General features: G+C 66.0%; 23 protein-coding genes and 2 riboswitches. Of the genes, 14 read left to right on the top strand and 9 right to left on the bottom strand.

Features of this window, described 5'->3' with window-relative positions:
• Positions 1 to 11 precede the first annotated feature (11 nt).
• The 3 genes from LK539_RS19035 (at position 12) to LK539_RS19025 (ending at position 3,068) form a co-directional block, all read left to right on the top strand.
• Complete coding sequence (locus tag LK539_RS19035; RefSeq protein ID WP_227802630.1) at positions 12 to 416, top strand: MerR family transcriptional regulator; 405 nt, start codon at positions 12 to 14, stop codon at positions 414 to 416.
• Positions 417 to 635: 219 nt separating this feature from the next.
• Positions 636 to 1,268: a response regulator transcription factor gene (locus LK539_RS19030; RefSeq protein ID WP_005667428.1), complete on the top strand. Its 633-nt coding sequence runs from the start codon at positions 636 to 638 to the stop codon at positions 1,266 to 1,268.
• Positions 1,269 to 1,553: 285 nt separating this feature from the next.
• A complete protein-coding gene (locus LK539_RS19025; protein WP_227802629.1) occupies positions 1,554 to 3,068 on the top strand; it encodes a CHASE3 domain-containing protein in 1,515 nt (504 codons plus the stop codon).
• Here the strand turns inward: LK539_RS19025 and LK539_RS19020 are convergent.
• Complete coding sequence (locus LK539_RS19020; protein WP_227802628.1) at positions 3,065 to 3,865, bottom strand: Crp/Fnr family transcriptional regulator; 801 nt, start codon at positions 3,863 to 3,865, stop codon at positions 3,065 to 3,067. The genes LK539_RS19025 and LK539_RS19020 overlap by 4 nt on opposite strands.
• Before the next feature lie 267 nt (positions 3,866 to 4,132).
• Here LK539_RS19020 and LK539_RS19015 point away from each other — a divergent pair, with 267 nt between their 5' ends.
• The 9 genes from LK539_RS19015 (at position 4,133) to LK539_RS18970 (ending at position 15,971) form a co-directional block, all read left to right on the top strand.
• Positions 4,133 to 4,810: a response regulator transcription factor gene (locus tag LK539_RS19015; protein WP_227802627.1), complete on the top strand. Its 678-nt coding sequence runs from the start codon at positions 4,133 to 4,135 to the stop codon at positions 4,808 to 4,810.
• Between the two features lie 10 nt (positions 4,811 to 4,820).
• Positions 4,821 to 6,161 (top strand): sensor histidine kinase, encoded by a 1,341-nt coding sequence (locus LK539_RS19010; RefSeq protein WP_227802626.1) that lies wholly within the window; start codon positions 4,821 to 4,823, stop codon positions 6,159 to 6,161.
• 129 nt (positions 6,162 to 6,290) lie between these two features.
• A complete protein-coding gene (locus tag LK539_RS19000) occupies positions 6,291 to 6,722 on the top strand; it encodes a type IV pilin protein (RefSeq protein WP_267877688.1) in 432 nt (143 codons plus the stop codon).
• Positions 6,710 to 7,342, top strand: a complete 633-nt coding sequence (locus LK539_RS18995) for a prepilin-type N-terminal cleavage/methylation domain-containing protein (RefSeq protein WP_227802625.1) — start codon at positions 6,710 to 6,712, stop codon at positions 7,340 to 7,342. The genes LK539_RS19000 and LK539_RS18995 overlap by 13 nt, the downstream gene beginning before the upstream one ends.
• Positions 7,339 to 7,776, top strand: coding sequence for a hypothetical protein (locus LK539_RS18990; RefSeq protein ID WP_227802624.1), 438 nt, complete (start codon positions 7,339 to 7,341; stop codon positions 7,774 to 7,776). The genes LK539_RS18995 and LK539_RS18990 overlap by 4 nt, the downstream gene beginning before the upstream one ends.
• Entirely contained in the window at positions 7,773 to 8,960 is a 1,188-nt protein-coding gene (locus tag LK539_RS18985; RefSeq protein ID WP_227802623.1) for a PilW family protein, read from the top strand. The genes LK539_RS18990 and LK539_RS18985 overlap by 4 nt, the downstream gene beginning before the upstream one ends.
• The gene (locus tag LK539_RS18980) at positions 8,957 to 9,547 is read left to right on the top strand and encodes a hypothetical protein (protein WP_227802622.1); all 591 of its coding nucleotides are present in this window, start codon (positions 8,957 to 8,959) and stop codon (positions 9,545 to 9,547) included. The genes LK539_RS18985 and LK539_RS18980 overlap by 4 nt, the downstream gene beginning before the upstream one ends.
• A 25-nt stretch (positions 9,548 to 9,572) precedes the next feature.
• Complete coding sequence (locus LK539_RS18975) at positions 9,573 to 14,177, top strand: pilus assembly protein (protein ID WP_227802621.1); 4,605 nt, start codon at positions 9,573 to 9,575, stop codon at positions 14,175 to 14,177.
• 129 nt (positions 14,178 to 14,306) lie between these two features.
• Positions 14,307 to 15,971 carry a peptide chain release factor 3 gene (locus LK539_RS18970; RefSeq protein ID WP_227802620.1) on the top strand — a complete coding sequence of 555 codons (1,665 nt, stop codon included), beginning with the start codon at positions 14,307 to 14,309 and terminating at the stop codon, positions 15,969 to 15,971.
• Positions 15,972 to 15,988: 17 nt separating this feature from the next.
• On the opposite strand, the gene LK539_RS18965 is transcribed toward LK539_RS18970, so the two are convergent.
• From LK539_RS18965 to LK539_RS18955, 3 genes are read right to left on the bottom strand one after another with little or no spacing between them, the layout of a single operon-like run.
• Complete coding sequence (locus tag LK539_RS18965) at positions 15,989 to 16,339, bottom strand: DUF3108 domain-containing protein (RefSeq protein WP_227802619.1); 351 nt, start codon at positions 16,337 to 16,339, stop codon at positions 15,989 to 15,991.
• A gap of 58 nt (positions 16,340 to 16,397) precedes the next feature.
• On the bottom strand, positions 16,398 to 16,562 hold the full coding sequence (locus tag LK539_RS18960; protein ID WP_227802618.1) for a hypothetical protein: 165 nt from the start codon (positions 16,560 to 16,562) through the stop codon (positions 16,398 to 16,400).
• A gap of 37 nt (positions 16,563 to 16,599) precedes the next feature.
• Entirely contained in the window at positions 16,600 to 17,271 is a 672-nt protein-coding gene (locus LK539_RS18955; protein WP_227802617.1) for an outer membrane beta-barrel protein, read from the bottom strand.
• A gap of 296 nt (positions 17,272 to 17,567) precedes the next feature.
• On the opposite strand from LK539_RS18955, the gene LK539_RS18950 reads away from it, so the two are divergent.
• Positions 17,568 to 19,241 (top strand): methyl-accepting chemotaxis protein, encoded by a 1,674-nt coding sequence (locus tag LK539_RS18950; RefSeq protein WP_227802616.1) that lies wholly within the window; start codon positions 17,568 to 17,570, stop codon positions 19,239 to 19,241.
• A 65-nt stretch (positions 19,242 to 19,306) separates the two neighbouring features.
• On the opposite strand, the gene LK539_RS18945 is transcribed toward LK539_RS18950, so the two are convergent.
• From LK539_RS18945 to gcvT, 4 genes are all read right to left on the bottom strand, one after another.
• Positions 19,307 to 19,867: a nucleotidyltransferase family protein gene (locus LK539_RS18945; RefSeq protein ID WP_227802615.1), complete on the bottom strand. Its 561-nt coding sequence runs from the start codon at positions 19,865 to 19,867 to the stop codon at positions 19,307 to 19,309.
• A 163-nt stretch (positions 19,868 to 20,030) separates the two neighbouring features.
• A complete protein-coding gene (gcvP, locus tag LK539_RS18940) occupies positions 20,031 to 22,910 on the bottom strand; it encodes an aminomethyl-transferring glycine dehydrogenase (protein WP_227802614.1) in 2,880 nt (959 codons plus the stop codon).
• 103 nt (positions 22,911 to 23,013) lie between these two features.
• On the bottom strand, positions 23,014 to 23,394 hold the full coding sequence (gene gcvH, locus LK539_RS18935) for a glycine cleavage system protein GcvH (RefSeq protein WP_227802613.1): 381 nt from the start codon (positions 23,392 to 23,394) through the stop codon (positions 23,014 to 23,016).
• A gap of 58 nt (positions 23,395 to 23,452) precedes the next feature.
• On the bottom strand, positions 23,453 to 24,571 hold the full coding sequence (gene gcvT, locus LK539_RS18930) for a glycine cleavage system aminomethyltransferase GcvT (RefSeq protein ID WP_227802612.1): 1,119 nt from the start codon (positions 24,569 to 24,571) through the stop codon (positions 23,453 to 23,455).
• Between the two features lie 47 nt (positions 24,572 to 24,618).
• A riboswitch (glycine riboswitch) is annotated at positions 24,619 to 24,718 on the bottom strand.
• A gap of 19 nt (positions 24,719 to 24,737) precedes the next feature.
• Positions 24,738 to 24,823: riboswitch (glycine riboswitch) on the bottom strand.
• 166 nt (positions 24,824 to 24,989) lie between these two features.
• Here gcvT and LK539_RS18925 point away from each other — a divergent pair.
• Positions 24,990 to 25,550 (top strand): ATP-dependent Clp protease proteolytic subunit, encoded by a 561-nt coding sequence (locus LK539_RS18925; RefSeq protein WP_227802611.1) that lies wholly within the window; start codon positions 24,990 to 24,992, stop codon positions 25,548 to 25,550.
• Positions 25,551 to 25,621: 71 nt separating this feature from the next.
• Here the strand turns inward: LK539_RS18925 and LK539_RS18920 are convergent, their stop codons facing one another.
• Complete coding sequence (locus tag LK539_RS18920; protein WP_227802610.1) at positions 25,622 to 25,819, bottom strand: hypothetical protein; 198 nt, start codon at positions 25,817 to 25,819, stop codon at positions 25,622 to 25,624.
• Positions 25,820 to 26,017 lie beyond the last annotated feature (198 nt).

Below are 26,017 nucleotides of genomic sequence, written 5' to 3'. Positions count from 1 at the left end.
CTGAGTGCTAGATGAGCGAACGACCGAACAAGCCTGAACCCGTTGTGCTGCCGCCGATCCCGGCGAAGCGCTATTTCACGATTGGTGAAGTGAGCGATTTGTGCGGCGTCAAACCGCATGTGCTGCGCTACTGGGAACAGGAATTCACCCAGCTTAAACCGGTCAAACGCAGAGGTAACCGTCGCTATTACCAGCATCACGAAGTGCTGCTGATCCGCCGCATCCGCGAACTGCTCTACGAGCAGGGCTTCACCATCAGCGGGGCGCGCAACCGCCTCGACGGCCGCGGCCACGAACTGGCCAGTGCACCCGAAGCCGAGCTGCCGCCGCCGGCGCCCACTGTCGATATCGACAACATGCGGGCCCGCTTGCAAGACATTCTCGCGCTTCTGAAACACGGCACGGGCGTCGCCTGATCTCGGCCCGCCGGCATCCGCGCACCCGCGCGGCATGCCGGGACTTGCGTCGGCAGGCGAGCGCCCATATATGGCCCGCATAACTCAGCAAGTGTGTGCCTTGATGCCCCGCGCCATAGTGATAGAATGTCACTTGCGGTCATGCTGAACATGCATGCATGCCGGGGCGTCTGCACGGACCTGGCACTTTCCTGAAAAGGGAAAATTTAAGGGAAGATAATGATACGCGTTGCCATTTGTGACGATCACCAAATAGTTCGAGCAGGGTTCAAACAGATTTTCTCGTCGTCCGGCGATTTCGAAGTCGTCGCCGAAGGCGCTACCGGGCGCGAAGCCCTCGACATCGCACGCCGCGAGATCTGCGACGTGCTCCTGCTCGACATTGCCATGCCGGACCAGTCCGGCATCGATATCCTGCGCACGATCCGCCAGGGCCAGCCGAACCTGCCGGTGCTGATCCTGTCCGGCTATCCGGCGCAGCAGTACGCGCTCAATCTGTTCAAGATGGGCGCCAACGGCTACCTGAACAAGGAATGCGAAGCCGACGAGCTCAAGACCGCAGTGCGCACCGTCTACCAGGGCCGCCGCTACGTGAGCTCGACCGTGGGCGAACTGCTGGCGCAAAGCTTCGACCGCGACCCGAATACGGCGCTGCATACCGAGCTGTCGGACCGCGAGTTCCAGGTCTTCCTGCGCCTGGCGAAGGGTGCCACCGTGTCGGACATCGGCAATGCGCTGTCGCTGTCGATCAAGACCGTGTCGACCTACCGTACCCGCATCATGGAAAAAATGGGCCTGCAGTCGAACAGCGACCTGACCTATTACGCCATGAAGAACAACCTGCTCGACTGAGCATCTGCACCAACGCGCCGGCAACCGGCGCGTTTTCTTTCCGGCGGAAAACTCTTTCCAGCCAACACTTGTTTCTAAACGTTACAAAATATTCGCCGCAGTGCAACATTTGTATTGCGCGCCGCCGTAGATACGCGCACACTTGCATTTGTCGGCCACCCAGCATTCCGCGTCCACTGAGGCTGGCATCCGCGTAAGCTTCGTATCCGCACGGCCTTGAAAGCATCGTCGCGCTAACGCGACTATAATCGGCCCGGACGGCACAAGTTGCGCGAAAGGAAGCCAATGTATTTTTCTACTGCTTTCGACGGCAAGCGCTTGCGCGGCCTGCCTCTCTCCAAGACCCTGTTGTGCGTGGCCTGTGTCGTCATCCTGGTCATCAACGCGGTCTTCCTCATCCGCAATCTCGACGACCTGCGCTCGGCCAATGCCCTGCAGGCCCAGACCGCCCGCGTCACGGACGAGCTGCAGCTCCTGAACCTGCTCGTCACCGATGCCGAAAGTGGATTGCGCGGCTATTTCCTGTCCGGCTCGGAAGTCAATCTCGGCCCCCTGCATGCGGCGCCCCAGCAGATCGACAACCAGCTGCGCGCCCTCGGTGTCCTGCTGGCCGACAGTCCCTCCCAGACCAGGAACCTGGCTCAGTTGCGGAGCCTGGTGCAGCGCAAGCTCGGCCTGATGCACCAGTCGCTCGAGGTCTACCGCCAGGGCGGGCTGGTCGACATCGTCGCCATTTCCGCAGCCGCCGACGAGCGCGGCGAGATGGACGAAATCCGCCTGCAGGTCGTGATCATGACGCGCGAACAGAACGAACTGCTGGCCGCGCGCACGAACGCGTTCTACGAACAGTCGCGCCGCACGGTGCTGTTCGGCGTCGGCATCAATGCCGTCGCCATCCTCGTGATCCTGCTGTTCCACCGCCTCGTGCAGCGCAGCTTCGGCCTGCGCCTGGAAGCCGAGCGCGCCCTTCAGAGCACAAACGATAGTCTTGAGGCCATTGTTGCCGAGCGTACCGAGCAGCTGTCGGTGCTTTCGCGCCACCTGATCCGGGTGTCGGAGGAAGAAAAATCGCGCCTGGCGCGCGAGCTGCACGACGAGATGGGGGCCAACCTGACCGCCATCGGCATGGACATGACGTCCGTCAGCGAGAAACTGAAGGGCACGCATCCGGAGCTGGTGGCAATGCTGGGCCGGGCACGCAAGACCCTGGTCGACACCGTCCAGCTCAAGCGCCGCATCATCGAAAACCTGCGCCCCAGCCTGCTGGACAACATGGGGCTATCGGCGGCGCTCCAGAGTTACTGCGCCGATTACGCGCGCGTGACCGCGCTCGACTGCGACGCCCTGGTCGATGCCGAGGCCGACGAGGCCGGGCCGATGCAGGCAATCGCGCTGTTCCGCATCACCCAGGAAGCCCTGAACAATATCGCCAAGTATGCCAAGGCGCGCACCGTCATCGTCAACCTGACGCGCGAACCGGACGGCTGGGAACTGGAAATCACCGATGACGGCATCGGCATCGCGCAGGATGCAATGACCCGCTCGAAATCGCATGGGCTGCTGGGCATGCGCGAACGCGCGCTGCTGCTGGGCGGAACGCTGCATGTGGCGCGCGGCGTCAACAACGTCGGCACCTGCGTGCGCGCCTGGATTCCGGCCTCCGCGCCAGGCGGCGAGGGCAGGCCCGTTCCCGCGCAGCTGCGCGAAACCCCGGAAATGAAAACGCCGTCCCTGTTACTGGGGACGGCGTTCGAAGCGAGAAGCGGTACGGCGCCGGATGGGGCGCCGGTCAATTCTTAACGGGCCACGTCGCTCAGCAGGCGGTCGTATTCCGACTTGGCCACTTTGTAGCACTCGCCGGCGTATTCTTCCAGGCCGGCACGGTCCAGGACGGTGATGTTGCCGCGGCGGTACTGGATCAGGCCTTCGTCCTGCAGCTTGCCGGCAGCGGCGGTGATGCTTTCGCGGCGCACGCCCAGCATGATCGAGATCAGTTCCTGGGTCACTTTCAGCTCGTTGCTGGCCGAACGGTCCAGGCGGTCGAGCAGCCAGCGGCACAGCTTCTGTTCGATCGAGCTGTGGCGGCCGCCGACGGCGTTCTGGGCCATCTGGGCAAACAGGGCGTTGGTGTAGCGCATCAGGAGTTGGGGCAGGGCGCCGCCCTTGTTGAATGCGTCGCGCAGGAACTGGGTCTTGAGGCGGTAGCCGTAGCCGGCGCTCTGGACCACAGCGCTGCAGGTGGCGCGTTCACCCATGAACAGCGACACGCCGACTGCGCCTTCGTGGCCGACCACCGCGATCTCGGTGGTGGCGCCATCTTCCATCACGTACAGCAGCGACACGATTGCGGTGGTCGGAAAATACACGTATTCCAATTTGCTGCCATACTCGAACAACTCCTTGCCGAATGGCAGCGGAACGAGCTCCAGTTGCTCGAACAGGCTTTCCAGGTCTTGGCGGGGCAGGGCGCCGAGCAGTTCGTTCTGCTGGGTGCCGCTGTAGCTGACAACGGGGCGGGACGCGGCTTTCACAGTCTCACTAGTGGCTGGGATCTTGTGTTGCGCTTTGTGCATACCACCAAGTTGAGTGTTGTTCATTTTATGTCCTCTTATCTCTAACGTGCGTCGGGTGCGAATGTTTGAGGTCTTTTTTCTTTGCCTCATCGCGATGTGTGTACATTAAAGCTATAGTCCGTTGGCGAACATAAGACTGGCAGTCGCACCTGTGTAGGCTTGGCGCAGGCCATTTTGTCAGCCCAGTCCTACTAGAGAGATATCGTTTTGTCATCGCGTTTTCTTTTGTTGTGGAAACGCTTATGCCCCGAATTCGCGCATAATGTGATTTTGCATTTGCGCTGACACGACATGCCCTTGCCCTTGCTGCTGGTCGAAGACGACGCCGTGCTGGCCGACGGGCTGGTGCGCACCCTGCAGGCCCAGGACATGGGGGTGGAACTCGTCGTCGACGGGCTCGCCGCCGACGCGCGGCTGCAGGCCCAGCCCCTGCCGTTTTCCGTGATCGTGCTCGACATCGGCCTGCCCGGCATCGACGGCTTCGAGGTGCTGCGCCGCCTGCGTGCCCGGGGCGCCGCCTGCCCGGTCCTGCTCCTGACTGCGCGCGACGCCGTCGAAGACCGGGTGCGCGGCCTGGAAGCCGGCGCCGACGACTACCTGGTCAAGCCCTTCGCCAGCGCCGAACTGGTCGCGCGCATCCGCGCCCTGGCCCGGCGCGTGGCGCCGCCTCCCGCCCAGCTCGGCCTCGGCCAGCTCAGTCTCGACAGCGCGACCCGGCGCGCACGCGTGGGCGAGCGCGTGCTCGACCTATCGGCGCGCGAGTGGGGTGTGCTGGAGTACCTGCTGCAGCACGCCGGCCGCGTGGTCTCCAAACAGCAGATCATCGACGCCATCGCACCCTGGGGCGACGACCTGACCCTGAACGCGGTCGAGGTCTACGTCTCGCGCCTGCGCCTGAAGCTCGACGGCGCCGGGGTGGCGATCCGCACCATCCGCGGCTTCGGCTACCTGCTCGAAGCCGCCGCTTGAGCCCTCGTCCATGAGCAGCATCCGCCTGCGCCTGCTGAAATGGCTGGTCGCTCCCATCCTCGTGTTCAACCTGCTGGCCGCCAGCCTGACCTACCTGCTGGCCTGGACGCCGGCCCAGCTCGCCTTCGACCAGGGCTTGCTGGACGCAGCCGCCGGCCTGGCCGCGCGCCTGCGGCCGGGTAATGCTTCCACAAGTATCGAACTATCCGGCGCCGGCGGACCCGTGATCGGCGCCGCCGCCCAGGACCCCAGCTGGTTCGTGGTGCGCGATGCGGGCGGCCGGGTGCTGGCGGGCGAACCCGCCTTCCCGCGCCGCCCGGGCGCCGAGCCGGTGCGCGACGACCGCCTGCACGGCCAGCCGGTACGGGTCGCCAGCCTGCTGGTGCCGGGCCCCGGCGGCCCGGTCGAAGTAGCGGTGGCGCGCACCCTGAGCCAGCGCCAGGGGGTGAGGGCGGCCATCGTGCGCGCCCTGGTGCTGCTCGAGCTCCTGTTCAGCCTGGCCCTGGTGGGTCTGGTGTGGTTTTCGGTCGGCAATGGCCTGGCGCCGCTGGCGCGCCTGCGTGCTCGCCTGGATGCGCGCGGCAGCCACGACCTGGCGCCGCTCGACGACAACGGGATGCCGCGTGAACTGGCGCCGCTGGTCAGTGCCTTCAATGCGCTGCTGGGGCGGATCGCGGCCGGCGCCCGCGCCCAGGACGATTTTCGCGCCAATGTCGCGCACCAGCTGCGCACGCCACTGGCCGGACTGCGGCTGCAGCTGGAGTGGCTGCAGGCGCGCCACCGCGACGATCCCGAGACGGGGCGCACCGTCGACCTGCTGTTGCGCGCCAACGAACGCATGATCCGCCAGGCCAACCAGCTGCTGTCGCTGGAACGCGCCGCCCCCGACCGTTTCGAGCGCGCCCAGCTGGCGCCGCTCGACCTGGCCGACATCGTGGCCGAGGCGGTCCAGGCTTTCGTCGAGCAGGCCCTGCGCAAGGACATCGACCTCGGCTTCGAGCTGGCCAGTGTGAAGCTCATGGGCGACCGCCACATGCTGCGCGACCTGGTCGACAACCTGGTCGACAACGCGCTGCGCTACACGCCGGCGCAGGGCAGGGTCACCGTGCACTGCCAGGCCACGCCCGACGGCGCCCTGTTCGCGGTCGAGGATTCCGGGCCCGGTATCCCGCCCGAGCAGCGGGCGCAGGTGTTCCAGCGCTTCGTGCGCCTCGACCAGCACAGCAGCGGCAGCGGGCTGGGCCTGGCGATCGTGCGCGACATCGCCGACGCCCATGGCGCCGAGATTGCGCTGGACAGCGGCCCGGGCGGGCTGGGTGCGACCTTCAGCGTGCGCTTCCCGCCCGCATAAACGCGTCTCCGCGCCCTGTGCGCTTGTCAGGATTCTGTCAGGTTTTCCTCAGGGAAATGCAAGCTTCGTGGGTTATGATTCCACATGGAAACATTCCGGCAGTCCGCCGGACCCTTCGGAGACTCATCCATGAACAAGCGCCAGGCCGGTTTTTCCCTCATCGAACTCATGATCGCGGTGGTCGTCGTCGGCATCCTGACGGCCGTGGCGCTCCCGTCCTACAACAGCTACATGATGCGTGCGCGCCTGACCGAAGCTTTCAGCGGCCTGGCCGGCATCCAGCCGAAGATGGAGCAGCACTGGGCAAACACCCGCAGCTACGCCGGCTTCGACGCCGACGCCCTGGGCCTGATGCCGAGGGATTCCGAACATTTCACCTTCACCCTGACCGAAGCCAGCGCCAGCGCCTACGTGGTGACCGCCACCGGCCAGGGAAGCGCCGACGGCTTCGTGTTCACCATCGACCAGAACGGCGGCCGCGCGACCACCAGTGCGCCGGCCGACTGGGTCACCAACGACGCCTGCTGGGTCGACCGCAAGGAGGGCCAGTGCGCCGAGTAAGCGCCAGCCCGCACCCAGGCGGCTTCACGCTGGTGGAGGCGATGATCACGCTCGCCGTGTTCGCGCTGCTGCTGGCGCTCGGCGTGCCGCGCATGGTCGACTGGGTGGCTGCCACCAAAGCCGGCGCCGCCACACAGTTCTATGCCGAAGGCCTGATTCTCGCGCGCGCCAAGGCGCTGGCCCACAACAGCGCCAGCCGCCTGGTCCTGAGCCGCAACGCCGTCAGCGGCCAGTACGACTGGCAGGTCGACCTGTGCTTCCCGACGCCCGAAGAGCCGTGCAACGAAGCCGACGGCGACTGGTCGACCGTCGAGGAAGGCGTCAAGCCGGAAGACAGCGCCGGCGCGAGCTTCACTTCGGTGGCGCGCCGTGCCGACGCGCTGCCCGCTACCAGCCGCCTGGTCGTGTCCCCGGGCCCGGGCGCCGCCACCGCGGTTTATTTCACCCCGCTGGGATGGGTCGATTCGCGCGTCGGCACACGCATGATGCGCATCGACCTGGACCCGGCCGCGGGCGCAGAATCTTTCCCCGCCAGCAGCGTGGTGCTGACCCTGGCCGGCATTGCCACCCAGTGCAATCCGGATGTCGCCGACGACGATTCGCGCAGGTGCCCCGAATGAACAGACTCCCTAGTTTCCGCAGGCAAGCCCAGCAGGGCATCGCGCTGCTCGAAGCCCTGCTGGCCGCCGTGATCCTGGCGATCGGCCTGCTCGGCACCATCGGGCTCCAGGCGCGCTCGTATGCGGCCCTGTCCGACGCCGGCATGCGCGCCGAGGCCGCGATCGCCGCCGACAAGCTGCTCGGCATCATGAATACCGACCTGGGCAACCTGGAAGACTACGAGATCGCCGCCGGCGAGGAGCCGTCGGCGCGCCTGGAGCAGTGGTACGACGAGACCGCCGCCCTGATCCCCGGCGCGGCCGTGGTCATCAGCGTCACGCCGGCCGCGGGCGCGGCCCCTGCAGCGGTAGACATCGCGATCAGCTGGCGCCGCAAGGCCGACACGCCGGTCAACACCCACCGTATCACTTCCTACTTCGCGGGGTCGACATGAAGCGCCTGGGCTTGACGCGCGCGGCCGGCTTCTCGCTGGTCGAACTGATGGTCAGCGTCGTGATCGGCCTGCTGGCGGTGCTGTTCGCCACCCGCCTGATGACCGATTCCGAGCGCAACAAGCAGGCCGCGCTGGGCGGCTCCGACTCGATGCAGAACGGGATGCTCGCCATGTTTTCGATCAGCGGCGACGTCGAGGGGGCCGGCTTCGGCCTGAACGATCCGCTGATCGTCGGCTGCGACACCGTGCTGGCGGACACCGAGGGCTTCGAGATGACGGCAGCCACGCGCGACGGCGACAGTATCCATCCGCTCGCCGCGGCCGTGATCGTGCCGGGCGGCGCGGACGCTTCCGACAGCCTCACCCTGTACACCGGCAGCTCGTTCAGCGGCACGGGCACCCTGCGCATCACCACCAACTACATCGGCGGTACCCGCATCGACGTCGACCGTGTGCCCTACGGTTTCGCCAAGGGCGACGTCATCCTGGTGGCGCCCGAAAAACTGGGCGAGCAGTGCTCGCTGGCCCAGATCTCGTCCGACACGGGGGCGCTGCCGCCGCCGCCGTCCCAGCAGTATGTGATGATCGCCGGCGCCGGCAACCGCTACAACAGCGGCGCCCTCGGCGCCCACTACACGGGCGGCGCCTCGCGCATCTTCAACCTGGGGCCGACCGCCAGCCTGTCCTTCCGCACCTGGTCGGTCGAGGGCGGCTTCCTGCGCCTGCGCGCCACCGACCTGGCCGGCGCCGGCGCGGCCTCGCAGCCGGTGGCCGACAACATTGTCGCGCTCAAGGCGCAGTACGGCTTCGACACGCGGGCGGGCGACCTGTTCGCGCCCGAGCAGGGGCTGCAGCTTTCCGCCTGGTCGAGCACCATGATCGACGCCGACGGCGATGGCGTCGAGGGCGGCGCGGGCGACTACCAGCGCATCGCCGCGCTGCGCATCGCCGTGGTGGCGCGCGCCAGGAACCCGGAACGCGCCGACCCGGCCACCGGCGAATGCACGGCGACGACCGTGCCCCCGACGGTGTTTGCCGTCCAGGACGCGGTGAACACCGACGCCGAGCCGGTCGAGGTGAACGTGGAAGTCGACGGCGATCCGGTCGACTGGAAGTGCTACCGCTACCGCGTCTTCGAAACCATCGTCCCGCTGCGCAACGCGGGCTGGAGACCGACCGCATGACACGTCCACATCTCCCTCGCCAGCGGGGTATCGCGCTGCCGGTCATGCTGATCATGCTGCTGGTGCTGCTGGTCTCGAGCATCTATCTGCTCCGTTCCAGCAATTCGACCACGCTGACCGCGTCCAACCTGGCCTATGACGCCAGCCTGGCGCGTGCCGCCGATTACGGCCTGCACCAGGGATTCGCCTGGCTCAGCGACACCGCGAAGAACAACAAGATCCAGCTCGACGGCCACGTGCCGGGCGAGGGCTACCGCGCCACGCTCGACACCACCCAGACTGTGCGCTCGAGCGGATTCTGGGACGGCTCCAAGGAAATCGACGACGGCAAGGGCAACCGGATCCGCTACGTCATCCACCGCATGTGCCGCCTCGACGTGGTCTACAGCGACCCGGATAACGCATGCGTCCAGACCGCCGCCAACACCTCCACGCTTGGCAACACCGTGCGCCTCGGCGACAGCATGGCCTCGGATGCGCCCGTGTACGCGGGCGTGCCGCAACTGCACTACGTGATCACCGCGCGCATCGATGGTCCGCGCGGCGGCAATGTGATCACCCAGATGGTGGTCCTGATCGGCGCCTGAGCCGCAAACTGCATACGGAACGCGCATGAAGATCCTATCCAACCGACTCCCCGCCATCCTGGCGTTCGCCATCGCCATCGTCGTGGCCCTCGCGGCCTTGCCGGCGCGCGCCGCGCCCACCGCGATCGCCCAGCTGCCCCTGTTGAACATCACCGGCAGCGGCACGGTCAAGCCGAACCTGATGCTCTTGTACGATAACTCGGGCTCGATGACCAGCACCTTCACCCCCGACTACGTGGACGACAACATCACCTGCCGCTCGCGCGCCACGATGGCGGGCGGCACGCGCGGCTGCCGCGCCGGCGATCCGCCGTTCGCCAGTCCCGATTTCAACAAGCAGTACTACAACCCACGCGTGCGCTACAGCCCCCCGGTAAAGGCGGACGGCAGCACCTACCCGAGCCTGACCGCGAGCCAGACCAGCAACTGGACCTCGGTTACCACCGACGGTTTCGGCATCAACGATACCGACCTGCTCGGAAACAGCACCTCGCGCACCAACCTGGTGACGGGCTTCCCGGACATCCGCTGGTGCGACACCAGCAACAACAACTGCCAGGTCAACCGCAACGGCTACAACTACCCGAGCAGCAACCGCTATACCGGGCAGGTGTTCCTCGCCAATCCCTATTACTACACCATCAACGTAGCGGAATACTGCACCAACGCTGCCATGACCAACTGCCGGGCCACCGATGTCAACGCCCCGGCGCCGGCCGGCTATCCCATCCCGGCCAAGGTGCGCTGGTGCGACTCGACCGCGTTGACCAATTGCCAGGCCAAATATGTCGGCAACTTCAAGTATCCGCGCTACGGGGACATCTCGCGTCCCGCCGTCTGGTACGGCACCATTACCGTCGGCGCCTCGCCCGGCAGCACTCCGGTCAGGCTCGACGCCGTCACCGCCACGACCGAGGCCGGCACCGCGACCATCACCAACGGCCCCGTGACGGCCGCCACCGGGACCAACAGCGCCACCTTGCAGCAGGAGGCGGCCAATGCCCTGGCCGCGTCGATCATCGCCAAGACCGGCCTGGCCAACCAGTTCCTGGCCTGCGTGCGCACGCCTACCGGCGGCGGCGTGCCGGCCTGCAGCACCTACGGCATCACCCTCTCGGCCAACAACGTGGTGGCTGTGGTGCCGATCGCCTGCCCGGCGAGCACGAGCCCCAAGACGATCGGTCCGTGCTGGCTGCAGGCTGACGAAAGCCGCGCCGGCACCGTCCTGGCGCTTGACACCGGCGGCGCCTCGACCGCGCTGCTGAAGGTGAGCGGCTCGGTCAACAACAGCAAGAACCAGGTCCTGTCGCAAGTGAGCTTCGGCGGCGTCAACCTGTTTGACACCAGCCTGACCCTGACCAAGGGCTGGAGCGCCGCCTCGGTCGCGCTGGCGATCCGCAACAAGATCGGGACCCAGGGCACGGTCACCGCCTACGTCGGCGGCACCGCTGGCAGCGGCGCCATTTGCCAGGCCGCTCCGAACACCACCGTCTGCCTGGTCGATACCGGCGCCGCCTCGGGCAAGAACATCACGGTCGGCAACCTCACCAACCAGGGTAACGTCTCGTTCAGCACCACGGCCTCCGTCAGCGACGTGTTCCCGGCCACGACCAATGACCTGGGCGCCACGACCTTCGCGCGCACAGACATCGTCGCATCGCGCAACAATTATCCGAAGGCGCCGAACCGTACGGACTGTGCCGGCGCGACCTGCACCTACGCCGAGGAGATGACCAACTTCGCCAACTGGTACGGCTACTACAAGACCCGCAACCAGGCGATGAAGACAGCGGTCGGCCATGCCTTCCAGCCGATCAACGACAACTACAACGTCGGCCTGGTCTCGCTGTCGAGCGCGGCGGCCGAGGGTAGCATGACCAAGCCCAAGCCGTTCGGGGGCAACCACCGCGCGGACTGGTACAGCGCGCTGTATGCCATGGACGGCAACCAGTCGACCCCGATTCGCCAGGCGCTGCATGCGATCGGCAAGCTGTACGCGAACCAGTCGCCCTACAACTATTCGACGGACAACGCGGTGGTGCAGTTCCCCTGCCAGCAGAACTTCACCTTCGTCACCACCGACGGCTACTGGAACGGCAATGCCGCGGCCAGCGTGACCAACAACGACAACCGCGAAGACGCGTCGCGTTTCTGCCTGCGCTCCAAGGGCTGTGTCGACACCTCGGCCCAGAGCGGGAACTCGCTGGCCGACGTCTCGCTGTACTGGTACAACGGCGGCACCAATACCGGCACCACCTCGCTGCGCCCCAGCCTCGAAGACTGGAGCAGGCCGGGCCTGGTGCCGGCCGGGGCGGGGGAGAACACGCGCCTGCACATGAAGACCTATGCGCTCGGCCTGGGCGTGGACGGGGTCATGACCTATGAACCCGACTACGACGGCGCGGCCGCGCTGGGCGGTGACTTCTACAAGCTGATCACCGGTGTCACCAGCGGCTGCCCGTGGAACAACAATGGCCCCTATGTCTGGCCCGATCCGAAGACCAATGACAACAGCGGGTCCGCCGCCTACCAGTCGCGCGTCGACGATTTGTGGCACGCCGCGATCAACGGCCACGGCAAGTACTTCTCGGCCTCGGATCCGCTGCAGGTGATCGACGGCCTGCGCGAGGCGCTGGCCAACATCGAGGTCAAGGTCGGCGCGGCCGCGGCCTCGGCGACCTCGACGCCGAACATTTCGCAGTTCGACAACGACATCTTCTCCGCCACCTTTACCACCGTGAAATGGCACGGCCAGCTCACCAAGCGCAAGATCGACACGGTCACCGGCGTGGTCGGCAACACCGACATCTGGAACTCGTCGATGCGGCTCGGGCGCAAGGTGGTGGATACCACCGACCCCGAGGTCGCCGTCGATCGCCGCATCCTGATGCTGGACCTGTCCACGGGCGGGCTCAAGAACTTCGACTACACGCTGATGAGCGACGTCGAAAAAGCCTGGTTCGACAACAAGTGCGGCGCGCTGTCGCAGTGCGCCAACCTGTCGGCCGGCAACCGCGCCATCGTCAATGCGGGCGCCAATATCGTCGACTGGCTGCGCGGCCGCCAGCTGTATGCCAACGACACCGTGCTGCGCGCCTATTCGCGCACCGAGACCATCCCGCAGGGAATGAGCACGACCTTGCCGATCGTCCTCGGCGACATCGCGTCGGCCAAGCCGGCCTTCATGCGCGACCCGCGCAAGAGCTACCAGCGCGACGGCTACAACGCCTACAAGGTGGCGCAGGCGGACCGCGCCGCCACCGTGTTTGCCGCCGCCAACGACGGCATGCTGCACGCCTTCGACGCCGCCAACGGCGACGAACTGTGGGCCTACGTGCCGCGCATCACGATGAAGAAGCTGCACGTGCAGGCCAGCGTCTCGTACGGCACCAATCACCAGTACACCGTGGACGGCTCGCCGGAAGTGGGCGACGTCATGATCGGCGGCAGCTGGCGCACCGTGCTGGTGGCGGGCTTGAACGCCGGCGGACGCGGCTACTATGCGCTCGACGTCACCGACCCCGACGCGCCGCGCGCGCTGTGGGAACTGTGCGCGGACGCCAGCGTGTGCAGCGGCGACAAGCTCGAAACGGAGATCGGCCTGAGCTTCGGCAACCCGCAGTTCGGCACCTGGAAGGACAGCGACGGCGTGGAAAAGTGGGTCGTGTTCCTGACCTCGGGCTACAACAATATCCCGGGTGCGGACGGCGTCAATGCGGGCGGCGGCGAAGGCTGGCTGTTCGTGGTGGATATCGCCACCGGCAGGGTCCTGAAGCGCATCTCGACCGGTAGCGGCAGCACCGCGACCCCGTCCGGGCTGGCCAAGATCACCGCCATTACCAGCAATCCGACCACCGATCCGCTGGTCACCTATGTCTACGGCGGCGACAACCTGGGCCAGATGTGGCGCTTCGACTTTACCGTTCCCGGCCAGGTGAGCAAGCTGAAGATGGGCGACGCCGGCAGCAACCAGCCGATCACGACCCGTCCCGACGTGGCGCTTTGCCGGGTCGACGCCACCGCGGAAGACGGCACCGTCACGCCCGGGACCCAGCGCGTGGTGGCCTTTGGTACCGGCCGCCTGCTCGACATCACCGACGTCGGCAGCACCGCGGTGCAGTCGGCCTATGTCCTGAAGGACAGCGGTACGGCGATCGGCGCCGACGCCTGGCGCGGTGCGGGCATGTCGAGGCGGACGCTGACCAAGATCGAGGGCGCCGGGGGCGACACCTATACGATCGCGGGCGGGGAAGTCAACCTGGCCAGCCAGGCCGGCTGGTACGTCGACTTCGACCGCGACAGCGGCGAGCGGGTCAACCTCGACCCGAAGATCGTGCTGGGCACGCTGACCGTGGTAACCAACCTGCCGAGTTCCTCGTCGGCCTGCTCGGTCGGGGGCACCAGTAACATCTATGAACTCGACGTGTGCACGGCGCGCCCGGTGCGCGAGGTCGCCGGCTCGACCCTGTCGAACAACTCGGCGGTGGTCGGCTTCATCAACATCGGCCTGCCGAACGGCGAAACCAAGACCATCGCCACCACCGCCGACGGCAAGACCGTCACCAAGGATCACAATCCGGCGTCGACCATGCCGACCCGCCGCGCCGGCTGGCGCCGCGTGCGCGAGTGAGTTGACAGTCGCGTAACACCAGTCGAGGGGCCGCCGCGCGCGGCCCCTTGCACATTCTCCACACGGCGCGTCGCGGAATCGGTAAAATCGAGGGTTTTCTTACCAAGGGCCGCTTTGCAAGGCTCGACTATGGCCAACGACACCGAATTCACCGCCGACGACAGCGCCAGCGCCGCCGAAGGCACCACGAGCCGCCAGGCCGGCCACGTGACGCGCGAAGTCGCGCGCCGCCGCACCTTCGGCATCATTTCCCACCCGGACGCGGGTAAGACCACCCTGACCGAGAAGCTGCTGCTGTTCTCGGGCGCGATCCAGCTCGCCGGTACCGTCAAGGGCCGCAAGAGCGGCCGCCATGCGACCTCGGACTGGATGGACATCGAGAAGCAGCGCGGGATTTCGGTCGCATCCTCGGTGATGCAGTTCGAATTCCGCGAGCACGTCATCAACCTGCTCGACACCCCGGGCCACCAGGACTTCTCGGAAGACACCTACCGCGTGCTGACGGCAGTGGACTCGGCCCTGATGGTGATCGACGCGGCCAAGGGCGTGGAAGAGCAGACCATCAAGCTGCTCGACGTCTGCCGCATGCGCGACACCCCGATCGTCACCTTCATGAACAAGATGGACCGCGAGACCCGCGATCCGCTCGAACTGCTGGACGAGGTCGAGTCGGTGCTGAAGATCGAGTGCGCGCCGGTGACCTGGCCGATCGGCATGGGCAAGAACTTCCGCGGTGTGTACCACCTGCTGAAGGACGAGATCATGCTGTTCAAGGCGGGCGAAGAGAAGGCCGACGGCGCCTTCGAGATCGTCAAGGGCATCGACAACCCGAAGCTGGCCGAGATGTTCCCGCTCGAGATCGAGCAGCTCAAGATGGAAGTGGAGCTGGTCCACGGCGCTTCGCACGTGTTCGACATCGAGCGCTTCCTGTCGGGCGTGCAGACGCCGGTGTTCTTCGGCTCGGCGATCAACAACTTCGGCGTGCGCGAGATCCTGTCGGCCCTGGTCGACTGGGCGCCGGCGCCGCGCGAACGCGACGCCACCGTGCGCGCGGTCGAGCCGACCGAGGCCAAGTTCTCCGGCTTCGTCTTCAAGATCCAGGCCAACATGGACCCGGCCCACCGCGACCGCATCGCCTTCCTGCGCGTGTGCTCGGGACGTTTCGAGAAGGGCATGAAGGTCAAGCACCTGCGCCTCGGCCGCGAAGTGAAGCTGTCGTCCGTCGTGACCTTCATGGCGTCCAGCCGCGAACAGGTGGAAGAAGCCTACGCCGGCGACATCATCGGCCTGCCGAACCACGGCAACATGCAGATCGGCGACAGCTTCACCGAAGGCGAGATGCTGACCTTCACCGGCATTCCGTACTTCGCGCCGGAGCTGTTCCGCACGGTGCGCATCCGGAATCCGTTAAAAGTAAAACAGCTGCACAAGGGCTTGCAGCAGCTGGGCGAAGAGGGCGCGGTGCAGGTGTTCAAGCCGGTGCTGGGTTCGGACCTGATCCTGGGCGCGGTCGGCGTGCTGCAGTTCGAAGTGGTCGCGAGCCGCCTGCTGAACGAGTACGGCGTCGACGCCGTGTTCGAAAGCAGCAGCATCTCGAGCGCGCGCTGGGTGTCGAGCGAGGACAAGAAGGCCTTGTCCGACTTCGAGAACCAGCTCGGCCACCAGGTCGCCTACGATGCGGCCGGCAACCTGGCCTTCCTGGCGACTTCCGGTGTCAACCTGCGCCTGACCCAGGAACGCTGGCCCAAGCTGACCTTCCACGCGACCCGCGAGCACGCGGCCAAGCTGGGCTGACCGGCTTCACGCGCCGGCTAGCCGGCCGGCGCGTTCCTGATCTCCTTCACCACCTGGGTGCGCCCGCCTGCGCGCAGCTGCACCGGCAGCCAGCCCTGTTGCGGCGCCAGCCATATCTCCAACTGAAGCTTGCCCTGGCGCGCCAGGTGCAGCGTATCGAGCTCGCCCAGCGGCGTCGCGATGCGTTCCTGACCGATGACCTGGTAGCGCTCCACCGTGGCGGCATCCGCACGGCCGACGTAGATCTCGACCGCCTCCTGCAGCTGGTCCGGGTCGGCCAGGCCGATCCCGGCCAGTTGCATCAGCATCGTGGCGCCGTCCTGGCTGCCGGGCAGGTCCTGGGCGCTGCGTCCCAGGCTCTCGAACACGATGACGCGCCGTTCGCGGTCGAAGGCGACCGAGGCGCTGCCGGCGCCCCAGCTATGCCTATGGCGCCGGCTCCGTCAGGCGCACCGCCAGCGGCGCCGCGCCGGATAGGGGAGGCGGCACAGCCATGTACCTGTCGATCCAGGCGATCACCGCCAGGTGCAGCAGCAGGGACAGCGCGCATAAGCCCAGCAGGCGCGTGCTGATGGTGGTTCCGTTCCTCATCCCGCTAGTGTAACCGCGCGGGAGCTTGCTGCGCGAGTCAGAAACCGATGCCGACGCTGCCCCGTACGCCGCTGGCGTTGGAAGCGCGGCCGAAAGGGGTGGCGCTGCCGTTCGACCGGACTTCGCCACTGACCGTGGTACGGTCATTCAGTTTGTACCTGGCGCCGATCGCGCCATACGGTCCGCTGCCCGTTTCCTTGCCGATGTCCGCGCCGCGGCCCGCGGCGATGGCCTGGGCCCGTTGCGGCGACATGAAGCTGTCGTTCTTCACTATGCTGTGCGCGACCCCGACCTTGCCGTAGGCGCTCAGGCGCTCGATGACAGGGATGCTGAGCTTCGCCGCCGCATAGGTGGTGTGGCTCTTGGCCAGCAGGTCGCCCGCCGCCACCGCCGCCTCGGCCGGGCCCGACCCGAAGGTGTCGATCCTGTGGAAGCCTTCGTCCGCCAGGAATGAAAAGCCTGTCTCGAGCGCCAGGTACTTGTTGAGCTTCACGCCGAGCACCAGGCGCGGATCGGTGCGGAAGCCCTGGAATACCTTGTCGTTCGGGTTGGCGCTCTCGTTGCCGCCATACACAGGGGAATAGCGCTTGAAGCCTTCCGCCAGAGGCCCGAAGCGATTTCCCGATTCGGCTTCCAGGCGCGATGACGGCACGTCGACGAGTTGCGCCTGTGCGCCGCCCGCGCAGAGCAGGATTGCAGTGAAAAGCATGCCCCTGGCATTCATGCGTGTTTCCTCATACAAGTTGTTCAGCTCACCGCGGAGGATACAAGATACCAGACAAGCAACTGTGGCAAATTGGTAAGCGTCTGTTTCACAGGTGCATATGTCGGAGGGGCTGGACGGTGATCTGCGCCAGCGCAAATTGCGCCGGGTTCGAACCGCGTAGATTCAATGAATGCGTATGGGAAATTGAATGCTTGTGATGCGTTTTTGAACAGGGAGGCAGCATGCAGTTCCAACCGAATCCATCCCATCCCGCCTCGTCGCCACGGAACGCCTGAGCCATGCTGTCGCGCCTGAAAATCGGTCCCAAGCTGCTGCTCGCGCCCGGCGTGGTCCTGCTGCTCCTGATCCTGCTGTCGAGCGGCGCGTACTATGCGATGGTGCGCCAGCACCAGTCGCTGCAGACCATCGTCGGTCCGCGCGCGGTGCAGATGCGCAGCGCCACCGAACTGGTGGCCCAGGCCCAGCGCGTGCATGCCGATACCTACAAGCTGCTCACCTGGCTCGGCAGCAGCTTCTCGCGCACGCGCATCGACCTCCTGATCGCGGACATCCACCGCCAGCACGGGGCGATCGAACGCGCCTTCGGCGAACTGGTGCGCCAGACCACGGCCGACAGCGAGGAGCGCCGCCACGTCGAGGGCGCGGCCCTGGCACACCGCCGCTACGTGCGCGCCGCGCGCGAAGTCGTCGAGCTGGCGCATGCCGACCAGACCATCGGCGCGAATGCCATGATCAAGCCAGAAGCCGCATTCACCGTGCTGGTGCAGCGCATGGCCATGCTGGCACGGCTCGAGCGCCAGCTGTCCGAAGAGGCGTCCGGCAGCGCCGCCGCCGATTTTCGCCTGACGGCCGGCCTGATGCCCTTCGTGGTGCTGCTCGCGGTCGGGGTCTCGCTGGCGATCACGGTGGCCGTGCGGCGCGTGCTGCTGCGCGAGATCCGCGGCATCGGCGCCGCCGCCATGGGGCTGGCCAGCGGCGACCTGACCGTCGGCGAGCGGGTCTATGGCAACGACGAGATCGGGGAGACCTCGCGCGCCCTCGACGCCGGTATCCGCAACCTGAACGGCACCCTGCGTAGCGTGATGGAGTCGGCGCGCAGCATCGGGACGGCCTCGCGCGACATCACGCTCGGCAACCTGAGCATGCACAGCCGCGCGGTGTTCCGCAGCCGTTCGCTGGAAGACACGGCCGCCAGCATGCAGAAGCTGGCTGAAACCGTCACCGTCACCGCCACCGGCGCACTGGCCGCGAACCGGCTGGCGCAGGAAGCATCGAACAGTGCGCGCGAGGGCGGCCAGACCGTCGAGCGCATGGCGGCGACCCTGGCGCGAGTAAAGGATGGCGCGGCGCGCGCGGCCGAAGTGGCCGCGGCGATCGACGCCTTTGCCTGCGAAGCCGGCACGCTGGCCCTGAATGCGGCGCTGGCGTCTGCGCGCGACAGCGGCGAGGGGGCGGAATTTGCCACTGCTGCCGGTGAGGTGAGGGCGCTGGCCCAGCAGGCATCCGGCGCCGCGCGCGAACTGCGTGAACTGGCGGCGGCGACCGTCGCCGAGATCGAGGGCTGCGCCGAATGGGCGGCCCAGGCCGGGGCCAGCATCCTGGACGCGGCCGGCGCGGCGCGCGCCATGGAAGATGTTGCCAGCCGCATCGGCAGCGCCAGCGCCGGACAGGCCGGCAGCCTGGCCGGCGTCAACCAGGCGATCGTGCGGATGGACGAGGTGACCACGCAGAACTGCGCGCTGGTCGAGGAAGCCGCAGCGGCTGCGCGCAGCCTGCAGATGCAGGCGCTGGCGCTGTCGCGCACGGTGGCCGCGTTCCAGCTGGGCGAGCCGGAGGCGCCGCCTTTAGTGGAGAGGCCGGCCCTGAAAGAAACCGGCGTTACCGGTGACCTGCCCCGGGAACGCCGCCGCCACGAGCGCTCTCACTTGAGGCTTGCATCAAGCCGAAAATGATCTTGACTGCCACGAATGGCAAATTCAACCCGAAGCTGCCGTTCACCAAAAGACAGACGAGTGGCTCAACAAGAAAGTTCAATGCTGAGATTGGGCCAGACGAGCTGCCATCTCTTCGTATGAATGCGATTCGCATAGATCGAGCGCTTCTCTGCCATGAAACGCTCGGTCGGGCGGACCACCAAAGCAAACAGATCATCTAAGCCGAATGGCGCACTGACTTCGAGCTGCCCCTCAGCATTCAGTCGAATCCCCACAGCAGTGGCCGTTTCTGGCCAATGTTTCATCGCATCGTCAGCAGAACGATAGGGGCGGTCAGCGTTACGCTCATGCATCCTCGCCTGATTTTTTACTGACCATCTCAGCGTGTTATCCCGTCCCCGCAACGTCGCCTCCACTATTGCATCGCGCGCTGCTGTTGCCTGTAGCGGGTCGTACCAAATCACATCGATATCCTGAGAGTAAAGAGTCGGCTCGCGCTGATGCATGAAGTCCCAGACACAGTTCCGGACAAACCCTGCCGCAACCCAGCAATCGGGGAGATCCAACTCCCTGACAAGCCGAAGAACACGCATCCGCTCGGGATCTGACGCGATGAGTGATTGCAGCTGATTGAGAAATTCCATGATTGTTGTTCGATACGACGTGACAGCCAGGCACTTGTTCATGCGTCCGCAGTGGCCGATAGCGGGCGAAAAGCATGGCTCAGTGTAACGGGATGTTCGTGTAGTGGCATAAAAAAGGCGACCCATGGGGCCGCCTTACGAATGCATAAAAATCCTGGAATCTTTATTCGTAATCGCTGATCGGCGCGCAACCGCAGAAGAGGTTACGGTCACCGTACACGTTGTCCGCACGGCCGACCGGCGGCCAGTACTTCTTCTTGCGCAGCGACGCGACCGGGAAGGCCGCCACTTCACGCGAATAGGTATGCTGCCAATCGTCGGCGGTCACCACTTCGGCGGTGTGCGGGGCGCCCTTGAGCGGGTTGTCCATCTTGTCGTACTCGCCGCGCTCGACCTTCACGATCTCGGCGTGGATGGTGATCATCGCTTCGATGAAGCGATCCAGCTCGGCCTTCGATTCCGACTCGGTCGGCTCGATCATGAGGGTGCCCGGCACCGGGAAGCTCATGGTCGGCGCGTGGAAGCCGAAGTCCATCAGGCGCTTGGCCACGTCTTCGTTCGAGATGCCGGTCTTGTCCTGCAGCGGGCGCAGGTCGATGATGCACTCGTGCGCGACCAGGCCGTCGTGGCCGGTGTACAGCACCGGGTAGTGCGGGGCCAGGCGGCGCGCGATGTAGTTGGCGTTCAGGATCGCCACTTCGGTCGCCGCGGTCAGGCCCGATGCGCCCATCATCGCGATGTACATCCACGAGATCGGCAGGATCGAGGCCGAGCCGTAGGCCGCCGCGCTCACCGCGCCAATGCCCGCTTCGTTGCGCACGTAGCCGGTCGACAGCTGGTTCGGCAGGAACGGAGCCAGGTGGGCGCCGACGCCGATCGGACCGACACCCGGGCCGCCGCCGCCGTGCGGGATGCAGAAGGTCTTGTGCAGGTTCAGGTGGCTGACGTCGCCGCCGAAGGCGCCCGGTGCTGCCACGCCGACCATCGCGTTCATGTTGGCGCCGTCGACATACACCTGGCCGCCGTGCTGGTGCACGACCTCGCACAGTTCACGGATGCCTTCCTCGAACACGCCGTGGGTCGACGGGTAGGTGACCATGACGCAGGCCAGGTCCTTGCTGTACTGCTCGGCCTTGGCCTTCAGGTCGGCCAGGTCGACGTTGCCGTTCTCGTCGCAGGCGGTGACCACCACCTTCATGCCGACCATGCTGGCCGACGCCGGGTTGGTGCCGTGCGCCGACGATGGAATCAGGCAGATGTTGCGGTGGCCTTCGCCCCGCGCCTGGTGGTACTTCTGGATCACCAGCAGGCCCGCGTACTCGCCCTGCGAGCCGGCGTTCGGCTGCAGCGAGATGGCGGCGTAGCCGGTGGCGGCGCACAGCATGGCTTCCAGCTGGCCGATCATTTCGCGGTAGCCGACGGTCTGGTCGTCGGGTGCGAACGGGTGGACGTTCGAGAACTCGGGCCAGGTGACCGGGATCATCTCCGAGGTCGCGTTCAGCTTCATGGTGCACGAACCCAGCGGGATCATGGTGCGGTCCAGCGCCAGGTCCTTGTCCGCCAGCGAACGCAGGTAGCGCAGCATCTCGTGCTCGGCGTGGTAGCGGTTGAAGGTCGGGTGGGTCAGGTAGGCGCTGGTGCGCGCAAGGCCGGCCGGGTAGGCGGCCTGGGCGTCGCTGTCGAGCGAGTCGATGTCGACCGACTGGCCGTTGCCGAAGATGGCAAACAGGCTGGCGAGGTCCTCGCGGGTGGTGGTTTCGTCCAGCGACACGCCCACGTGCCCGTCGTCGATGCGGCGCAGGTTGAGGCCGGCCGCTTCGGCGGCGGCGTGCAGTGCGGCTGCGTCGCCCTTGATGGTCAGGGTGTCGAACCAGGTGGTGTTGAGCACGTCCACGCCGAGCGACTTCAGGCCGGTGGCGAGGATGGTGGTCTGGCGGTGCACGCGGTCGGCGATGCGCTTGAGGCCTTGCGGGCCGTGGTAGACCGCGTACATGCCGGCCATCACGGCCAGCAGCACCTGGGCGGTACAGATGTTCGAGGTCGCCTTTTCGCGGCGGATGTGCTGTTCGCGGGTCTGCAGGGCCAGGCGGTAGGCCTGGTTGCCCTGGGCGTCCACGGTCACGCCGACCAGGCGGCCGGCCATGCTGCGCTTGAATTCGTCGCGGGTGGCCAGGTAGCCGGCGTGCGGGCCGCCGAAACCGAGCGGCACGCCGAAGCGCTGGCTGTTACCGACGACCACGTCGGCGCCCCAGGTGCCCGGCGCTTCCAGGACGGTGAGGGCCAGCAGGTCGGCGGCCACCACGACCATGGCGCCGGCGGCGTGCAGGTGCTCCACGGCGGCGCGATAGTCGCGCACTTCGCCGTTCACGCCCGGGTACTGCAGCAGCACGCCGAAGCAGGTCTCTTCCAGCTTCTCGATTTCGCCGGCCGGGACCACGCGCACTTCGACGCCGATCGGTTCGGCGCGGGTGCGCACCACTTCCAGGGTCTGCGGCAGCACGTCGTCGGCCACGTAGAACACTTTCGAGGCCGACTTGCCGACGCGCTGCAGCAGGGTCATGGCTTCGGCGGCGGCGGTGCCTTCGTCCAGCATCGACGAGTTGGCGATGCCCATGCCGGTGAGGTCGGTGATCATCTGCTGGAAGTTCAGGATCGCTTCCAGGCGGCCCTGCGAGATCTCCGGCTGGTACGGGGTGTAGGCGGTGTACCAGGCCGGGTTTTCGAAGATGTTGCGCAGGATGACCTTCGGGGTATGGGTGCCGTAGTAGCCCTGGCCGATCATCGACTTCATGACCTTGTTCTTCGAGGCGAGCGCCTTCAGGGTCGCCAGCGCGTCTTCCTCGCTGCGCGGTTCGACGAACTGGCCGAGGTCCATCGTGTCCTTGCGGCGGATGTTCGCGGGCACGACCGCGTCGATCAGGGCGGCGCGCGAGGCGTAGCCCAGGGTCGACAGCATGGCTGCCTGTTCGGATTCGGACGGGCCGATGTGGCGCGGGATGAAGGAGTCGCGCGCTTCGAGTTGGGTAAGGCTGGAGCGGGTCATGGTCAATTCAGGAGACAGGAAGATCGGGAGGGAATCCGCCAGATCGGGGCGGAACCGTCAAACAAAAGGTGCGCCCGCAGGCGCACCGTCATTCAATTCCGGTTCAGTTGCCGGTGGTCTTGCCGTAGGCGTCGGCGTCCATCAGCTTGTCGTAGTCGCCGGCGTCGCTTGGGGCCAGCTTGAACAGCCAGGCGCCATAGGCGTCCTGGTTGATCGAGTCCGGAGCGTCGGCGACCGGCTGGTTGACGGCGGTGACGGTGCCCGCCACCGGTGCGTAAATGTCGCTGGCGGCCTTGACCGACTCGACCACCGCGGCGTCGGCGCCGGCGGTGAATGCCTTGCCGACCTGCGGCAGCTCGACGAACACGATGTCGCCCAGTGCGTCCTGTGCGTACTCAGTGATGCCGACGGTCAGGCTGCCGTCAGCTTCGCGACGGACCCACTCGTGGGACTCGGTGTATTTCAGGTCGGTTGGAATGTTCATGTAAAGGCTCCGGTTGGGTGAGGCGGGTAGTATAAACGTTTGTTCTAGGTATTCTGTATCAGCTTGCGAGAACCTTGCCGTTGCGCACGAACGGCAGCTTCACCACGCTGGCAGCCAGTTTCTTGTCGCGGATTTCGACGTGCACGGTGTCGCCGATGGCCACGTCCAGCGGCACGCGCGCCAGGGCGATCGCCTGCTGCATGCTCGGGCTGAAGGTGCCGCTGGTGATTTCACCGACATTGCCGGACGCGCTGATCACCTTCTGGTGGGCGCGCAGGATGCCGCCTTTTTCGCGCAGGATCAGGCCGACGAAGTTGGCCTGCTGGCCCTTGGCCTGCAGTGCCGCCTTGCCGATGAAGTCGCGCTCCGACACCAGGTCGATGGTCCAGCCCAGGCCGGCGTCCAGCGGGTTGACGGTATCGTCCATGTCCTGGCCGTACAGGTTCATGCCGGCTTCCAGGCGCAGGGTGTCGCGCGCGCCCAGGCCGGCGGGCTTGATGCCGGCGGCGGCGAAAGCGTTCCACAGTGCTTCCACCTGCGAGCTTGATACGCCGATCTCGAAGCCGTCTTCGCCGGTGTAGCCAGTGCGGGCCACCATCACTTCGCCGAACTGGGTATCCGGGACGATCACGACGTTGAAGGGTTTCAGCGGCTCGGAGGCGGCCTGGGTCGTCGGCAGCACCTGCCACACCTTGGCGCGGGCGTTCGGGCCCTGCACCGCGATCAGCGCGATCGGATCATTGCCATCGCGGCGCTGGGTGATGCTGACGCCCGAGCCGGTGGCCGCGTTCTGCTGGCTCATCCAGGCCACGTCCTTCTCGGCGGTGCCGGCATTGACCACCAGGCGGAACCAGTCTTCCGCAAAGTAGTACACGATCAGGTCGTCGATCACGCCGCCTTCGGGATTCAGCATGGCCGAGTACAGGGCCTTGCCCGGCACCTGCAGCTTGTCGACGTTGTTGGCCAGCAGGCCTGCTAGGTATGAACGGACATTCGCGCCCTTCAGGTCCACCACGCACATGTGCGAGACGTCGAACATGCCGGCGTCGGTACGCACGGCGTTGTGCTCTTCGATCTGGGAACCGTAGTTGACCGGCATGTCCCAACCGCCGAAGTCGACCATCTTGGCTCCGAGGGAGCGGTGTGCGGAATTGAGCGGGGTCGCTTTGAGCGTCATGGAATCCTCGGGCAGTGAATAGGGGTGCGTGACACCTTGCGGGTGCCTGTATCCCCTCTGTCCTTGGTACCTGAGAGATAGCAGCGAGCGCTGCCTGCCCCTTCGGTGGGCTCCGTGTGTGCGGAGCCGCTCTCCAGAGTGTGAGCCGGCCGCGCCTTGCGCTGCCGCTCCCTGACCAGTCCGTTTGCCTGAGAGTTTGTGGGTAGTGCCCCTTCGGCGGCAGGTGTTCCTGCGCTCTCCCGGTCAAGACTGCGGAGGATATGTCAGCATTGGTTCGGTGTCAACCAAAGAGGGGTCTGCTGATAGAGAGATTGGCGATTTCCAAAAAGAATTGCCGCGCACTATTGGTGCGCCCCCGTAAGGGCCTGTGGGCGTGTTTTGCTACACTTATTCCACACACTTTGCAGTGGGAAAAACTATGAGCGAAGACAAAGCACAGCAAGTCAAGGAAGCATGGTTCACGCTGTCAGGCGACGTCAACAGCGATATGGTGCACCGCATGTTCGAGGCGGTGTCGATGATGACCGAGGACGGCATCGAGACGGCCCACGTGCTGGTGCAGTCGAACGGCGGCTACGTCAGCGATGGCCTGTGCCTGTACAACTTCATGGCCAACTCGCCGATCAAATTCGTCATGTACAACGGCGGGGCGGTGGCTTCGATCGCGGTGATCCTGTACCTGGCGGGCAGCGAGCGCTATTGCAGCGAGACGGCGCGCTTCATGGTGCACAAGTCGCACGCGACCGCGTCGCCGGGTTCGCGGCCGGATGCCCTGAACATCATCGTCGAAGGCCTGCGCGCCGACGACGCGCGCACCGAGTCGATCCTGCGCAAATGCATCGAGCTGACCCCCGAGCAGTGGGCGATCCACCAGTATTCGGACCTGCACCTGAACTCGCGCGATGCGAAGACTGCCGGCCTGGTCAACGACATCCGCGACTTCCGTCCGCCCAGGGGCGGCATGCTGCGCAATATATAAAAAAAGCCCATCGCGCACTGCGATGGGCTGGCGACACAAGCTGCCGGCGGCAGGGCGGGCCTGCCGGCGGGTCAGCGCTTCTTGTCGTTCTTGTGGCTCTGGCGTCCGGCTTCGGCGTGCTGTTCAGGGGTGCCGCCGCGGGTGCCGCCGCTGCCACCCGAGCGCGAACCCGAGCCCGAACCCGACTGCTTGCTGCCACCCTGGCGGCCGGCTTCGGCGTGCTGCTGCGAGCTGCCGCCTTGCTTCGATTTACCTTGATTCGAGGCCATCATCATTTCCTTTCACTGTGGGGAAAAATGCCCTGTTGCCGAGCCGCGGAGCGTTACCGCGGCATGTCCGGTCGACCCATCATGCTGCCCGTATTGCTGAATCGGAATCAGACCGTGGCGTGATCCAGTGTAGGACGGTAACCGACATTCTCAAGGAAAGATTACCAAGAATGTGGCGCCAAGCGCTACAGTATGGCG

It is taken from the genome of Massilia sp. IC2-476, from assembly GCF_020707295.1.
Lineage (GTDB): Bacteria > Pseudomonadota > Gammaproteobacteria > Burkholderiales > Burkholderiaceae_D > Telluria.
The sequence above is the reverse complement of the archived record's forward strand: the minus strand, read 5'-3'. Positions and strand labels throughout refer to the sequence as shown.